This window comes from Halorussus pelagicus (genome assembly GCF_004087835.1).
Taxonomy (GTDB): domain Archaea; phylum Halobacteriota; class Halobacteria; order Halobacteriales; family Haladaptataceae; genus Halorussus; species Halorussus pelagicus.
Map to the genome: position 1 here is coordinate 695581 of NZ_CP035119.1, position 13475 is coordinate 709055.

Consider the following 13475-nt stretch of genomic DNA (forward strand, 5'->3'; position numbering starts at 1 on the left):
TCCCACACCCCCGTCGCGCATGAAGACGGCGTCGAACAGCGCACCGTCTCGTTCGACGGTGACTCGACGCCGAATCTGTCGCGCGACCGGAAATGATACGGCCCGCCGCCCACAGGGTCCGAGTATGAACGCTCGCAACCTGATGACCGACGACGTAGAGACGGTCCACGAAGACGACGAAATCAGCGAGGTGCTGACTCGCCTCGGGAGCGCTGAGTTCAACGGCTTCCCGGTCGTGGACGACGACGAGCGCGTGGTCGGCATCGTCACCCAACACGACCTCGTCCACATGTTCCAACCGAGCGACCGGACGCTGTGGATTCCCATCGGCTTTCCGCCGTTCCTCGAAACGCTGGAGTACGCCATCGACCTCTCGTGGGACGACCTCGACACCGAACTCGACCTGCTCAAACACGCAAACAAGCCGGTTCGGACCGTCATGACCGACGACGTGGTGACGGTCGCTCCCGACACCGACTTCGACCGCATTCTCGACTTGCTGGTGGACGACGAGCGCGATATCAACCGCCTGCCAGTCGTTGACGAGCAGGGGAAACTCCTCGGCATCGTGGCCCGACAGGACGTGCTTCGGGCGGTCCGCGACGAGCGACGCGCGGGCGAAAAATCGGTCTCGTAACCGGCAACCCTCGGTACCCATCGAAACGTTCAGGCTTTGGGGGAAGCCAGTCCGACCGTGAGAAGATACCGGAACGTCGCGCTGTTCGTCGCATTGGCCGCGGTCTGGGGGTCGGCATTTATGGCCATCAAGGCCGGACTCACCTACTTCCCGCCGGTTCTCTTCGCGGCGATTCGCTACGACATCGCGGGCGTACTGATGTTGGCCTACGCCGTCTACGCCACCGACCGCTGGCGACCCAGAACCAGCGGCGAGTGGCAGTTAGTTGCAGTCGGCGCAACGCTCCTGATTGCGGGCTACCACGCCTTTCTGTTCGTCGGCGAGCAGTACACGACCAGCGCCGTCGCCGCCGTCATCGTTAGCCTGAGTCCCGTCCTGACGACGGGGTTCGCGCGTCTCTTTCTCCCGAGCGAGCGACTGACCCCGGCGGGTATCGCGGGACTCCTCCTCGGACTCGTCGGCGTGGTCGTCCTGAGCGACCCGAATCCGAACAACCTCGTGACCTCGAATGCGGTGGGGCAAGTGCTCGTGTTCGCCGCCGCCGGGTCGTTCGCGCTCGGGAGCGTCCTGACCCGCCGCATCGACGTCGAACTCCCCATCGAGACGATGGAGGCGTGGTCGATGGTCCTCGGCGCACTTTTGATGCACGCCGTTAGCTTCGCCCGGCCGAGCGAGTCGCTGGCCGCGGTCCGCTGGACGCCCGAGGCTATCTGGGCGATAGCGTACCTCTCCATCGCGGCGAGTGCGCTCGGGTTCCTCGTCTACTTCGACCTACTGGAGCGACTCGGTCCCATCGAAATCAACTTCGTCTCCTACGTCGCGCCCGTCTTCGCGGCGCTCTCGGGGTGGTGGTTCCTCGGCGAGAGCATCGACCTCACGACGGTCGCGGGCTTCCTCGTCATCTTCGCGGGATTCTGTCTACTGAAGCGCGAGACGCTGGCCAGCGAACTCCCGAAACTCCGCGCCGTCGTGACCCGGCGCTGATGGTCGGCCGGGGTTCCGAAACGACGGTCACCCGCGACCCGACGACGGACTGCCCGGACCAGAAGGACTTTGAGGGCGCGACGAACACCACCGACAAATGACCGAACGGAACGATTTCACCGGATTCGCGCCCGAACGGGACGAAATCGGGCGAGACCGGTCGAACCCGGCCCGCTCGCGGACCGCAACTGTACTCTTCGTCGTCGGTCTGAGCGTCGTCGCCGCGAACAGCGCGCTCTACTTCTTCGACGTGCAACTGCTCTCGCACCCGGCGGTTTCGGTTCTCGGTCTCGCGCTGTTGCTGCCGCTGTATCTGCGCGAGCGATGACTGGACTCGGAGTCCGCTGACGGAGAGTTGCTGTCGGCCGCGCTCGGTGGTGGATGTGTGGCCACAACCGCTTTTGAACCGACTCCGGTAGTTCTCTGCTCGATGAGCGCATTCATTATCAGGCGGTCCACGTTCGTTGCGGTCGGACTCGGCGTGTTGCTCGTCGTCGGTGCCGTCGCTGGGGGTGTCGTCGCTGGCGCGTTCGACGCCGGAGCGAGCGACGAGACGCTACAACCAGACGCCGACACTGCCGACCGGGCAGTCGGGGCAGTCGGACTGCAGAACGAGAGCGACGGCAACGACACCACGGTCTCCCCGAATCAGACCTTCGATGCGATGCGAACCGTAGAGAACCGGACGAACGGCACCGTCGTCGGCGCGCGCCTCACCGGCGAAGGAAACAGCGAGTTGGCCCAATCGACGTTCGTCTACGAACTCAACGTGTTAGCGGCCAACGGCACGCGACTCGTGGCGGAGGTCTACGCGAGCAACCAGACGGTTATCGGCGTCGAAGCGTCAAACGAGAGCGACGGCTTTTTCGACGACCTGCTCGGCTCTGACGACGGCGTCCCCGACGAGGCGCGCAACGCGAGTTCGCTTCGGTCCGGAATCGAGGCCGTTCGGGTCGCCCTGAACGAAACCGAGGCCGCTCCTGAAAATTCGAGCGTTACGAAACTCGCGCTCGGGACCCGAGACGACTCGCTGGTCTACACGGTGACGATACTCGAACCGGGCGGCGAATCGCGCGAGATAGTGGTGGCCGCAACAAAAGGCGCAGACGGCGTCGTCACGACCGACCCGTAACGTCGGGCAAGTCGCCTCCGGCGCTCGTCACTTCGCCTCGGCGAGTCGCTGAAACTGCTCGGCCGAGAGGTCGATGTTGGTGGCCGCGAGGTTCTCCTCCAACTGTTTGACCGTGCGCGCGCCGACGATGGGTGCCGTGACCTGCTCGTGGTCGGTCAGCCACGCGAGGCTGACCTGTGCGGGACTGGCACCGACTTCCTCGGCGACGGCTTCGACAGCCTCCAACGCGTCGAAGTTCTCCGCGGTGAGATACGAGTCGCGGAACTGCTGGTCGGTCGCGCCGCGGGTTCCCTCCGCCGGTTTCTCGCCGCGGTTGTACTTCCCAGTGAGGAATCCGCCCGCGAGCGGACTCCACGGGACGACCTCGATGTCGTAGTCGGCGCACATTTCGAGATAGTTGCCCTCGATTTCGCGGTTGGCGAGGTTGTACCGCGGCTGGGCGAGTTTGAACGGTTCGTAGCCGCGCTTGTCCGCCAGTTCGTTGGCCTTAGCGACCTTCCACGCGTTCGGGTCGAGCGTCGAGGTTCCGAGGTAGTTGACCTTGCCGTCGCGCACGAACTCGTCGAGCGTGCGCATGAACTCCTCGGCGGGCGTCTCGTCGTCCCAGCGGTGGATGTAGAGCAGGTCCACGTAGTCGGTTCCGAGACGCTCCAGAATCTCATCGATGTTGTTCTGGAGATGCTTGCGCGAGAGGCCCTGTCCGTTCGGGTCGTCGCGCGTCGGCCAGTAAATCTTCGAGGCGACGACGAAGTCCTCGCGCTCGCGGTCGGACAGCCAGTTGCCGATGAACTCCTCGCTCCGCCCGTCGCCGTACATGTCGGCGGTGTCGATGAAGTTCCCGCCCGCGTCGGCGTAGGCGTCGAGGAGCTTGTGGGCGCGCTTCTCGCCGATTTCGACGTTCCCCTCGTCGTCTTCTCGGCCGAAGCGCCACGTCCCGAACGCGAGTTCGCTGACCGTCGTCCCGGTCGGACCGAGCGAGACCGTATCGAGTTCCATACGCCGACGCTTCCGGCGGCGAGCCGTTAAATCCGTCCTTTCGGTCGAGGAGTATCAAGAACGCAAGCGATAGAGAGCGTGAGAGAGGGAGGGCCGAAGCGTTCGTCACTCGCGCTTGTGGCCATGTCCAGCGAGGAGGGCCGCCACGTTCAACGCGAGCAGACCGACGAAAGTGAGCAGTTCGCCCTGCGAGGAGATGCCGTTGAACAGCAGCGGCACGTAGAGGAACGGAAGCGCGACGGCCGACCAGAAGCCGAGGACTTCGACGGGCGTCGTCAGCGTGTGGTCCTGATAGCGGTCGTACAGGGTCGCAAGCTTGGTGCGCCCTGCGGTCGCCTCACCGGTCTCTGCGGGGGAGCCGACGGCGGAGTTGTTTTCGTTTTGGAGGGTGGATTCGGTCATGGGGACATCTCGACCTCGATACCTCCTTCGACCGGGAGGGTCATATAACGGGCCGAGCGTTAGCGCGATTTCAGAATAGTTTATCGGCGAACCCGCAAAAAAGTATCTTTCAAAACAGGCCCTAAGGGATTTATAAAATTTAAAACCGATTCTTAGAGTTTTTCTCTTTCCTTACGGAGGTTGGAACTACTCATCCGCTCGGCGGGAGTATGGGGGACGCAGGCTTCGCTTGTACCGAAACAAGCAGTACCAATAGTTATCTCGAACCGAGGGGTTGCTGTGTTGGCACCGACCACGTCGCGGAGATGACAGGGCACGACGTTCTGGTCGGATACAGGAGTTCCTTCGGAACGTAAACGAGCGTCGAAAAGTGCCCGGGGAGGGCTCCGAACCCTCGATCTCCGCATGACCCAGGTACGAGGCTCGGCGGGCCTCTCGGGCATGGGAGGCTTCCAAGGCCTGAGCACCGAATCTCAGTAACCCTATGAGTGCGGCGCTATGTCCAGCTAAGCCACCCGGGCTCAGTTTCGAGTAGGGGGGTGTTACTCTTTAAAGTTCTCATCTTCCCCCGCTTCGGGACTGCGAAACACGGTGGTTTCGGTTAGGAACGTTTCAGTACAGTTTCCCACCGTCCGTGGGTCGGCGCGGAGAATTTAGACGGAGAATCAATCAGAAGATGTTCGCCTGTCGATAGACGCTGATGCCCTCGTTCGTGATGGAGTAGGGCTTGATCTCCCGAGAGTGGTTCGCGTCCCGAATCTTCTGGATTTCGACGGCCAGCCGCGTCTCCCGGAAGTCATCGCCCGACCGGATGTACCGCAGGATGAACACGGCGTCCACGAGGTACTCGATGATGCCGTGTCGGGAGGCGTAGGCGGTGTCTTCGCTGGCCTCGCTGGTGAGCATCGTCGTCACTCCGGCGTCTTTCAGGCTCTTGGTGAAGTCGTAGATTTCGTTCCTGCGGGTCGATTGCTCGTCGTACATCATCTCCAGCAGGGACACCGAGTCGAGGACGAGGCGGGTCGCGCCGAACTGTTCGATGAGTCGCGGCAGGTCGTTGCGGATGGAGGTGAGGCTGTTCGCCATCTCGATGGGGTCCAAGTCGATGACCGCGAGACTGCCCTCCTCCTCGTACTCGTCGAAGTCCCACCCCTTCTCGGTCGCGGTGTTGACGATGCGGTCGTGGCTCTCTTCGAGCGTGATGAACACCGCGTTTTCGCCCTTCACGAGGGCTTCGTGGAGGAACTGGAGACCGAAGGTCGTCTTCCCGGTTCCCGCCGACCCGATGGTCGTGATGAGTGAACGCTCGGGGACGCCGCCCTGTATCATGCTGTCGAGACCCTCAATTCCCACGTCAATGCGGGGAATCGACGACTCGAACTCCTCGTCGTCGAAGGCGTCGTCCTCGAAGGGTTCGCCGCCGCCGAAGTCGTCGCCGCCCATGCCGAACTCGCCCCCTCCGCCGCCGAAGCCTCCCGACTCGGTTTCTGACGTATCGACGCCGAACCCGCCACCGCCGCCGGAGTCTACGCCGCCCTCCGGACCGCCGCCGCCGGGCGCGCTCTCGAACGCGCTGGCGAAGTCCTCGTCGAAGAGTCCCTCGTCGTCGCCGTCGTCGTAGGGGTCGGCGTCCGCGAATCCGCCACTGGCGGATTCGCTCGCCGACGTTTGGGAGTCGGTGGACTCGCTGGCCGACGACTGCCCGCCGGTGTCGCCCGAGTCGGTCTCATCCGTCTCGAAACCGGCGTCCGAATCCATTCCGAAGCCTTCGGTTCCATCGTCCTCTATTCCGAAGTCTTCAGTCTCGTCTCCCGTCCCAAAGGCCGCTCCGTCATCAGTTTCGGGGTCAGGTGCGCCAGCGAACCCTCCCGGTTGGTCGTCGGGGTCGGTACCGGATTCGAGGTCCGCGACTTCGGAGGAATTGGACGTTTCAGTTTCTTCCCCGCGTTCGGAATCTTCTCCCTCTGTCTCCGCTTTCTCCTCGGACTCCTCGCTCTCCTCCTCGCGGAGTGCGCGCTCGAACCAGTCGTCGTCCTCGGTCACGAGACCCACCTCCTCGTCGGTCGAGCGCGTCGCATATCCGGCACCTCGGACTGGCCGCATTTCAATGTTTCTCGGCGTCGCGTCGGCGGACTTTTCACCACCGGGGGAGAACTACCGACGATGAGAGTCGGCATCGTCGCCCAGAAGGGCAACTCGCAGACCGCCGTGTTGGCCGACCGGATACGCGAGACTCTGCCAGAGGAGGTGTCGGTCCGTCTGGACACCGCGACTGCCGAGCAGTTGGACCGCGAGGGCTACCCCGTGGACGAGATGGACGACTGCGACCTCGTGGTCTCCATCGGCGGCGACGGGACGTTCCTCTTCGCGGCCCGCGGCGCGGGAGCGACGCCGATTCTGGGCGTCAACCTGGGCGAGGTCGGATTCCTGAACGGCGTCGCGCCGGACGACGCGGTTGAGACCGTCAAGGCGGTCGTCGCGGGCTATCGAGAGACGGACACGATTCCCTCGCGGGACGTGCCCCGCCTTCGGGCCGAGGGCGAGGGCGACTGGTCGGTCCACCCTGCGCTGAACGAAATCGTCGTTCAGGGACCCCAGCGCGGCCACGGCGAGGGTCTCGACTACGAGGTCCGGGTGGACGACCGCGTGTTCACTACCGGACACGGCGACGGCGTGTTGGTCTCGACGCCGACCGGAAGCACGGCGTACAACCTGAGCGAGGGCGGTCCGCTCGTCCATCCCGAGACGGACGCGCTCGTCGTCACCGAGATGTGCGCCGCCGAATCGATGCCGCCGCTGGTCGTGCCGGAGGACAGCGCGGTCGAAATCCGCGCGACGGGCGCGGAGTTCGGCTACGTGAGCGCCGACAGCACCAGAAAGCGAGTCGAGTTCCCCGAACGAGTGCGGGTCTCCCCGACGGAGGAACCGACCCACATCGCCGAACCGTCGAGCGACTTCTTCCGGGCGCTCGGAAAGCTCGACTGAACTTTCCGGAAAGGAAAGCCCTAATCCCACGGATTCGTAAGGATGCGATAATGGACGAACAACTGCCGGACGTGCAGGCGTCGGAACCCGACGTGACTGTCGGACTGAATCGTGTCGGCGTCACCGGCGTCACGAAGTTGGTCGAACTCGCTCGCCCCGAGAAGCGACCCATCGTGCTGACCGCAGAGTTCGAGGTCCTCGTTGACCTGCCGAGTTGGCGGAAGGGCGCGGACATGAGTCGCAACATGGAGGTCGTTGACGAGATTCTGGAGGATGCGGTGAGCGAACCGACCTACCGCGTCGAGGATGTCTGTGGCGAGGCCGCCGAGCGACTGCTGGAGAAACACGACTACACCTCGAAGGCCGAGGTCGAGATGGAGGCCGAGTACATGATAAAGGACCGGACGCCCGAGAGCGACCGGCCGACGCAGGCCACGGCCGACATCATCGCCAGCGCCACCGCGACCGAGGAGGGCACCCGCGAACAAATCGGCGCGCGCGTCACCGGCATGACGGTCTGTCCCTGCTCGCAGGGGATGATGGGACAGACCGCCCGCGAGAAACTCGAAGAGTTGGGCGTCGGCGAGGCAGAGGTCCGAGAGTTTCTCCAAGAGATTCCGCAGGCGGGCCACTCCCAGCGCGGTCACGCCACCCTGACCGTCGAGAGCGAGGGCGCGCCGGAAGTCAACCTGATGGAACTCATCGAGGTTGCGCGCGACTCGATGAGCGCGCGCATCTACAACCTCGCCAAGCGCCCCGACGAGGACCACATGACCTTCGAGGCCCACGCGAACGCGAAGTTCGTCGAGGACTGCGTGCGCGACATGGCCGAGGGCGTCGTGAGCGAGTTCCCGGACCTGCCGGACGACGCCGTGGTGACGATGAAACAGAGCAACGACGAGTCCATCCACCAGCACAACGCCCACGCCGAGCGCGTGGCCGAGGTGGGATCGCTCCGCGAAGAACTGGCCGACGACTAACCGACTCTGTCTGCGCTTTCTGCCGTCTGTTCGGTCGCCGCGGTTCGCTCCGCTAATCAGCGAGTATCCGACGAACAACCGAGAGCGTCGTCCGCCACGAACACCCGGACGCGCTCAATGAACCGAACCACCGGACGCGCCGCGTCTTCTCTCGGCCGCATCTACGGTGCGGTCGCGGCCGAGCGAAGACGCAAGCGGGGAGGCTCGGGGCGCAGTTGCGGGGCGGTTGCGGTGTTGTGCAGTGCTGTGACTCCTTGGTGTCGGCAGTAGCTAGCTACACCGAGACTGACACAGAGGTGTTCACAGCAATTACCACCACGATAGTCACGACAACCGCCACAACAATGCTCACGACCACCTATCTCTCCGACCGCGTGCCTCGTACTCCCACACACTGATACGCCTCGACGCCGTACCATAGTCGAGTGAGCGCCCATGAGCGTCACAGGTCTCTGTCAAATCTGCGAGCAGAACGAAGCCGAACACTCCTGTCCCAACTGCGGGACCCTCGCGTGCGAGGACCACTGGGACGAGATACAGGGCCTCTGTGCGCAGTGTGCCGCGACCGTCGAACGCGGCAGGCGCGACGAAGGGACTGTCAGTCCCGACGACCTCGACGACGACGAAGTGATGCGATTCTGAACCGAGCGCCGACCAACTATTTTCGGTGGCGGTTCAGTTGCCGCGAGAGGCGGCGGGCCGACTGCCCCGCCGCCCCGGCGTAGTCGTCCTGTCCGCGGGACCGACCCCGACCGCGTCCCGCTCCGACGGTCTCGCCCGCGTAGAGGACTTCCCGCGTCGCTTCGACCAGACCGACGCCCTCGTTCGGGCCGCCCTCCGGCGCGGCCCACGCCGCGACTTCCGGTTCGTTTCGCGCCCCGCCGACCGCGAGGAAGGGCAGGTCCGGCGCGCGCTCTCGGAGGCGTTCGAGATCGTCGCTCTCTCCGCCGACCAGCAGGCCTACGTCCGCCCGTGCGTCGGTGGCCCACGACGCCGCGAGGTCGGCGACGGCGTCGGCCACTGTGGGGTCGCCGCCCGCGGATTCGTCGTCGTTCTCTTCGTCTCTCTCGCCCTCGATTTCGCCGTCTTCGCTGCTCGCTTCGTTCCCGTCGGTCGCAATCCGTCGGTCCTGAAGCGCCGCCGCGCCCGGATTCGGCGTCCGGCAGGTCACGAACACGCCGAGGTCCGAGTCGAGCGCAGGCCGAAGGGCCGCGCGACCCCAGTACGGCGAGACCGTCACGGCGTCCACCCGGTCGAGCAGGTCGGCGTCGGGGTTCGGCAGGTCGGCGTACTTGCCGTCGAGGACGACCGGGACGCCCCGACCCTGCGCGTAGGCGACGGTTTCGGCCAGTGAGGTCCATCCCTCCGAATCGGCGTAGTACGCCGGATTCACGCTGTAGGCGGCGACGCGCTCGTAGGTCGCGTCCACGATACGGCGGGTGAACGCCCGCCGGGGGTAGTCGTACTCCAGACAGTCGTCGGGAAGCCGCGAGCGGTCGGGGTTCAGGCCCACCGCAAGCAGGCCCTCCGTGCGCCGGATTCGCTCCCGGAGGCGGTCGAAGAAGGTCATACTGGCGGTTGCTGCGGGTCCGACATGGCTCTTGCCTTCGTTCCGCAGCCGGTCCCGTAGCTCTCAAGGGGGAGTCCCGACAATGCAACTGCATGACTCTCTCCGCTGTCGTCTTCGACTTCGACTACACGCTGACGGTTCCCGACCGCCCGCGACAGGACGTGCTGGACGAGGCGACCGCGGCGGTCGGTGCGCCTGACCTGTCCCGCGAGGAGTATCTCGACGCCCACTCTCGACACCTCGACAGTCCGGACCGCACGCCCATCTTCGCCGACATTCTCCCCGAGGACAGCGACACGGACCCCGAGGCGCTGAGCGAGGCGTACCGCGAGAAAGTGGCCGACTCGCTGGTCGCGGTCGAGGGCGTCGCGGGCCTGCTCGCGGACCTCCGCGAGGAGTACGCGCTCGGCCTGCTCACCAACGGTCCCACGGACGCCCAGATGAGCAAACTCGACCGCTTCGACTGGGTGGACAACTTCGAGGCGGTCGTCGTCACGGGCGACCTTGAGGCCGGAAAGCCCGACGAGCGTGCGTTCGAGGCCGTCCTCTCGGACCTCGGCGTCGCCCCGGAGAACGCGGTCTACATCGGCGACGACGTTGACGCCGACGTGAAGGGCGCGCGGAACGCGGGGATGTACGCGATACAGGTCGTCTTCGAGGGCGGACCCGACCCGCACGCCGACGCCGACGCGCACGTCGAGCGCGACGCGCTGGCGACCGAGTTGCCCGAGATACTGAAAACTCTATAGCACCGCGACGAACACGTCTGTCGCGCGCTTGACCTCCGCGCCGTCCTCCACGAAGACGAGCGTCCGCGGCGGTTGGACCGCTTTGGGTCGCACCCGGAGACCCACCTCGTCGGCGGTCTCGGCCGCGGCGTCCGTCCGCTCGCGGAACTCGACGCGGGCGCGCTCGTCGTGGACGTACACTTCGGCCAGAATTTCCTCCCCGCGAGCTATCTCGTAGGCCAGTTCGCCCTCGGCCGACGGCTCCACGTCGGCGTCGGCGTTGGCGACTTCGAGGGCGTCGAAGCCGGAGTCCTCGCGGCTCGACACCTCCGAGGAGAGCAGTTGGGCGATGCGCTTGCCGTCGGTCGTTCGGTCCTCGACCATGCCCGGACGGTCGGCCCGCGAGCGAATCAGCCTTCGGCTTTCGAGTCGGACGGGGCGACTCAGGCGGTCAGTTCCGCAGTTCCTCACGGGCCTCGGTGGTCTCCGCGCTGGCGTCAACGCCGCGCCGCCGGGCGTAGACCACCGCGGCGGCCTCGATGGTCACGCCGAGGCGACTCTGCAGGTCGTTAATTTCGGCCACCGCGGTCTGCTTGTCGGTCCCGGCCGAGACCACCTTGTCGAGCAACTTCTCGAAAGTGGACTGCTCTTGGAGGATGGACTCGTCAGGGACGAACTCTTCGGGAATCTCGACCTCGCCGGGGTCGAACTCCGCGGCCACGTCGCCGTCGTCGCGGGCCAGCAAACCCTGTCCGGTCGCCACGTCGATGAGCCGTTCGGCTTGGTCGGGCGAGAACCAGTCGCGGTCCAGCGACAGCGCGACGACGAACTCGCTCTCGGGCATCGACTCGCGGCCCTTCTGCTGGAACGGGGCGGCCACCGTACTTCGGAGACTCATTCGGATGTGAGTGGTGCGGGAGTGGTGGGTAAAGCTGGCGGTTCTTCGGCGAAGGAGTTCTCTCGGTGAACGTTGGCCTATCGGTAGAGCGGGCCGAGAGAGAGCGAGTACAGCTTCGAGGGTCCTCGGTCGCTCGCTGTCGCCGAGAACATCGAAGTCACGATAGAAGCGTCAAAGAGCTAGTTCGTAGCCAAATAGAGAAATTCCAAATACGGGGAACTGCCCTCACGAGGTCCGAGTACAGTAATGAGAACCGATTAGGGTCACCGCACCGTTATACCGACTACAATGGGTTCCTCATCTCGGGCAGTTTCACCGGTTGTAGCGAGCATCCTAATGGTCGCTATCGTGGTGATACTCGCGGTGACAGTTTCGGTGTTTGCGTTCGGGTTCACCGAAAAAACGACCGAAGCAGGACCTATTGTCGGTCAATCGAGCGGTAAGCTCGTCCCTCAAGACGGTAGTGACGATGGCATCGTCCGAATAACACACCTCGGCGGGGACACGATACAGGTGTCTAACATGGAAGTCGTCGTTGACGCGTCGGATGCCTGCGGGAAACACGGTCGATTGGTCAACTTGCCAGTCCCCTCAAGCGGCAATGACATCGAAGATTCGAACATCGAGGGCGATGATATCTTCGACCAGAGAGCATACGGCTTCTCCGGCGTACCCGGCCCAAACGCGATTCACGAGTCGGAGTACGCAGCCACCGACGAAGTTGCATTCCGTATCACTTCTAGCGCCTGTCCGATTACTCAGGGGGACGAAATTACCGTTCGTATCGTCCACACACCGACAAACTCGGTTGTAATCAAGCAAACACTGACCGCGTCGTAGACGACCACGGAGGTAGTTCTCGTCGTCCGGTTCGAGAGTTGTGGCGTCAATCGCAGTGGTGTTACCCGGCGAAGTGGAGGAACATCCCTAACTTCGTCGATATCCTCGATTTCGTACACGTCTGTCTCGGAAAGTTCGGTCGGGTCAAGCGCTTCGTCTACCATCGGTGATGTGCAGATCAACGCTCGTGAGACTGGTGATTTATTTAAACACCGGCCCCACGTACCGCGTATGCAGACCCACATTGTCCCGGTCGGGTTCGACTACGACCGGCTCATCGCGCCGCTCGTGCGCGACCAGTTGGACGTTGACCGCGTCATCCTGTTGGAAGGTGCGGTCGGGAGCGAAGCCAACGTCGAATACTCCCAGAACCTCTCGAAAAAACTCGAACAGGACTTCCGGAATCTCTTGGGCGCGACCACCGAACGCGTCGTCGTCGCGGACGTGTACGACTACGACGCCGCCTTCGAGCAGGCCTACGACCTCATCAACGCGGAACTGGACGAGGGCCGAGAGGTCTGGGTCAACATCTCCGCGATGCCCCGGACGGTCAGTTTCGCCTTCGCCACGGCGGCCCACTCCGTGATGGTCGAGCGCGAGGAGGACCGCGAGAAGATTCACACCTACTACACCGCCCCGGAGAAGTACCTCGAAACCGAACTCGCCGAGGAGCTTCGCCGCCAGACGGACCTGCTCGAAGACCTCTCGGCGGACGACGCGGACCCCGGCGACGAAGCCGAGCGCATCGAGGAACGCCTCAAGAGCGCCCGCGACCTGCTCTCGGAGTTCGACGAGCGCGGGACCACCATCGGCGCGAAGGAGATAAACGACGGCCACATCGCGGAACTCCCGGTCGCGCTCTTCTCGAACGTCAAGCCCTTCGAGGAGGTCATCCTGTTCAAACTCGGCGAGGAGGGCGAGTTCGAGTCGGTCTCGGAACTCGCCGAAGCCCTCGCGCGCGAACTGAACGAGGAGTACACCGACAGCTTTCGGTCGAAGGTCATCTACAACGTCGATAGGTTGGGTCCCGGCGGCAAGGGGTACATCGAGCAGGAGGAACGCGGGAAGTCCTACCGGACGAAGCTGTCCAGAATTGGGGAGTTGTGGGTCCGAGCGCACGCGAATGGCGAGGCCGGAACGTAGTGGAGGCCTCGAAAGTGCGAGCGGCGAAGCCGCAAGGGGGAGGCACGAACGGAGTGAGTGTTTCCGAGCGGTCCGTCGTTATCAAGGCACAGACGTACTCCTCGCCGTGAAATCGATGTCGAGTGTCTCGGAGAAGCCCTCAAATTCGTCTCTGCTGATAGGCATGCGTCATGGTTCGTG

The 13475-nt window shown here is 64.2% G+C and carries 16 protein-coding genes and 1 tRNA gene; 10 read left to right on the top strand and 7 right to left on the bottom strand.

Annotated features, from left to right (window positions below):
* Window positions 1-124 precede the first annotated feature (124 nt).
* From EP007_RS03550 to EP007_RS03565, 4 genes are all read left to right on the top strand, one after another.
* Complete coding sequence (locus EP007_RS03550; RefSeq protein ID WP_128476339.1) at window positions 125-637, top strand: CBS domain-containing protein; 513 nt, start codon at window positions 125-127, stop codon at window positions 635-637.
* 57 nt (window positions 638-694) lie between these two features.
* A complete protein-coding gene (locus EP007_RS03555; RefSeq protein WP_128476340.1) occupies window positions 695-1621 on the top strand; it encodes a DMT family transporter in 927 nt (308 codons plus the stop codon).
* Window positions 1622-1718: 97 nt separating this feature from the next.
* Window positions 1719-1949, top strand: coding sequence for a hypothetical protein (locus tag EP007_RS03560; RefSeq protein WP_128476341.1), 231 nt, complete (start codon window positions 1719-1721; stop codon window positions 1947-1949).
* Window positions 1950-2051: 102 nt separating this feature from the next.
* Window positions 2052-2753 carry a hypothetical protein gene (locus tag EP007_RS03565; protein WP_128476342.1) on the top strand — a complete coding sequence of 234 codons (702 nt, stop codon included), beginning with the start codon at window positions 2052-2054 and terminating at the stop codon, window positions 2751-2753.
* A gap of 27 nt (window positions 2754-2780) precedes the next feature.
* Here EP007_RS03565 and EP007_RS03570 read toward each other — a convergent pair whose 3' ends face one another.
* The 4 genes from EP007_RS03570 to EP007_RS03585 form a co-directional block, all read right to left on the bottom strand.
* On the bottom strand, window positions 2781-3749 hold the full coding sequence (locus EP007_RS03570) for an aldo/keto reductase (protein ID WP_128476343.1): 969 nt from the start codon (window positions 3747-3749) through the stop codon (window positions 2781-2783).
* Between the two features lie 105 nt (window positions 3750-3854).
* Window positions 3855-4151: a hypothetical protein gene (locus EP007_RS03575; RefSeq protein ID WP_128476344.1), complete on the bottom strand. Its 297-nt coding sequence runs from the start codon at window positions 4149-4151 to the stop codon at window positions 3855-3857.
* 371 nt (window positions 4152-4522) lie between these two features.
* Window positions 4523-4672: transfer RNA gene (locus EP007_RS03580), tRNA-Met, on the bottom strand.
* A gap of 148 nt (window positions 4673-4820) precedes the next feature.
* Window positions 4821-6254, bottom strand: coding sequence for a KaiC domain-containing protein (locus EP007_RS03585; protein ID WP_128476345.1), 1434 nt, complete (start codon window positions 6252-6254; stop codon window positions 4821-4823).
* 60 nt (window positions 6255-6314) lie between these two features.
* Here EP007_RS03585 and EP007_RS03590 point away from each other — a divergent pair, with 60 nt between their 5' ends.
* From EP007_RS03590 to EP007_RS03600, 3 genes are all read left to right on the top strand, one after another.
* Window positions 6315-7136 (top strand): NAD(+)/NADH kinase, encoded by an 822-nt coding sequence (locus EP007_RS03590; RefSeq protein WP_128476346.1) that lies wholly within the window; start codon window positions 6315-6317, stop codon window positions 7134-7136.
* A gap of 50 nt (window positions 7137-7186) precedes the next feature.
* Window positions 7187-8116, top strand: a complete 930-nt coding sequence (gene mptA, locus EP007_RS03595) for a GTP cyclohydrolase MptA (protein ID WP_128476347.1) — start codon at window positions 7187-7189, stop codon at window positions 8114-8116.
* Between the two features lie 435 nt (window positions 8117-8551).
* On the top strand, window positions 8552-8758 hold the full coding sequence (locus EP007_RS03600) for a hypothetical protein (RefSeq protein WP_128476348.1): 207 nt from the start codon (window positions 8552-8554) through the stop codon (window positions 8756-8758).
* Window positions 8759-8774: 16 nt separating this feature from the next.
* Here the strand turns inward: EP007_RS03600 and pyrF are convergent, their stop codons facing one another.
* Window positions 8775-9686 (bottom strand): orotidine-5'-phosphate decarboxylase, encoded by a 912-nt coding sequence (pyrF, locus tag EP007_RS03605; RefSeq protein WP_128476349.1) that lies wholly within the window; start codon window positions 9684-9686, stop codon window positions 8775-8777.
* Window positions 9687-9778: 92 nt separating this feature from the next.
* Here pyrF and EP007_RS03610 point away from each other — a divergent pair, with 92 nt between their 5' ends.
* On the top strand, window positions 9779-10435 hold the full coding sequence (locus EP007_RS03610; protein WP_128476350.1) for an HAD family hydrolase: 657 nt from the start codon (window positions 9779-9781) through the stop codon (window positions 10433-10435).
* Here the strand turns inward: EP007_RS03610 and EP007_RS03615 are convergent.
* Both EP007_RS03615 and EP007_RS03620 read right to left on the bottom strand, forming a co-directional pair.
* Window positions 10430-10798 (bottom strand): hypothetical protein, encoded by a 369-nt coding sequence (locus EP007_RS03615; protein WP_128476351.1) that lies wholly within the window; start codon window positions 10796-10798, stop codon window positions 10430-10432. The two genes, EP007_RS03610 and EP007_RS03615, sit on opposite strands and share 6 nt — an antisense overlap.
* Before the next feature lie 67 nt (window positions 10799-10865).
* Window positions 10866-11312 (bottom strand): DUF2240 family protein, encoded by a 447-nt coding sequence (locus EP007_RS03620; protein ID WP_128476352.1) that lies wholly within the window; start codon window positions 11310-11312, stop codon window positions 10866-10868.
* Between the two features lie 336 nt (window positions 11313-11648).
* On the opposite strand from EP007_RS03620, the gene EP007_RS03625 reads away from it, so the two are divergent.
* Together EP007_RS03625 and EP007_RS03630 are read left to right on the top strand one after the other, a co-directional pair.
* Entirely contained in the window at window positions 11649-12152 is a 504-nt protein-coding gene (locus tag EP007_RS03625; protein ID WP_368408088.1) for a type IV pilin, read from the top strand.
* Window positions 12153-12383: 231 nt separating this feature from the next.
* The gene (locus EP007_RS03630) at window positions 12384-13295 is read left to right on the top strand and encodes an HFX_2341 family transcriptional regulator (protein WP_128476354.1); all 912 of its coding nucleotides are present in this window, start codon (window positions 12384-12386) and stop codon (window positions 13293-13295) included.
* Window positions 13296-13475 lie beyond the last annotated feature (180 nt).

What these genes read in the sequence shown, in the direction of transcription:
- EP007_RS03570 (WP_128476343.1), bottom strand. Translation starts at nt 3,749, where the DNA reads ATGGAACTCGATACGGTCTCGCTCGGTCCGACCGGGACGACGGTCAGC.
- EP007_RS03615 (WP_128476351.1), bottom strand. Translation starts at nt 10,798, where the DNA reads ATGGTCGAGGACCGAACGACCGACGGCAAGCGCATCGCCCAACTGCTC.
- EP007_RS03585 (WP_128476345.1), bottom strand. Translation starts at nt 6,254, where the DNA reads ATGCGGCCAGTCCGAGGTGCCGGATATGCGACGCGCTCGACCGACGAG.
- EP007_RS03610 (WP_128476350.1), top strand. Translation starts at nt 9,779, where the DNA reads ATGACTCTCTCCGCTGTCGTCTTCGACTTCGACTACACGCTGACGGTT.
- mptA (WP_128476347.1), top strand. Translation starts at nt 7,187, where the DNA reads ATGGACGAACAACTGCCGGACGTGCAGGCGTCGGAACCCGACGTGACT.
- EP007_RS03550 (WP_128476339.1), top strand. Translation starts at nt 125, where the DNA reads ATGAACGCTCGCAACCTGATGACCGACGACGTAGAGACGGTCCACGAA.
- EP007_RS03560 (WP_128476341.1), top strand. Translation starts at nt 1,719, where the DNA reads ATGACCGAACGGAACGATTTCACCGGATTCGCGCCCGAACGGGACGAA.
- EP007_RS03630 (WP_128476354.1), top strand. Translation starts at nt 12,384, where the DNA reads ATGCAGACCCACATTGTCCCGGTCGGGTTCGACTACGACCGGCTCATC.
- pyrF (WP_128476349.1), bottom strand. Translation starts at nt 9,686, where the DNA reads ATGACCTTCTTCGACCGCCTCCGGGAGCGAATCCGGCGCACGGAGGGC.
- EP007_RS03575 (WP_128476344.1), bottom strand. Translation starts at nt 4,151, where the DNA reads ATGACCGAATCCACCCTCCAAAACGAAAACAACTCCGCCGTCGGCTCC.
- EP007_RS03625 (WP_368408088.1), top strand. Translation starts at nt 11,649, where the DNA reads ATGGTCGCTATCGTGGTGATACTCGCGGTGACAGTTTCGGTGTTTGCG.
- EP007_RS03590 (WP_128476346.1), top strand. Translation starts at nt 6,315, where the DNA reads ATGAGAGTCGGCATCGTCGCCCAGAAGGGCAACTCGCAGACCGCCGTG.
- EP007_RS03565 (WP_128476342.1), top strand. Translation starts at nt 2,052, where the DNA reads ATGAGCGCATTCATTATCAGGCGGTCCACGTTCGTTGCGGTCGGACTC.
- EP007_RS03620 (WP_128476352.1), bottom strand. Translation starts at nt 11,312, where the DNA reads ATGAGTCTCCGAAGTACGGTGGCCGCCCCGTTCCAGCAGAAGGGCCGC.
- EP007_RS03600 (WP_128476348.1), top strand. Translation starts at nt 8,552, where the DNA reads ATGAGCGTCACAGGTCTCTGTCAAATCTGCGAGCAGAACGAAGCCGAA.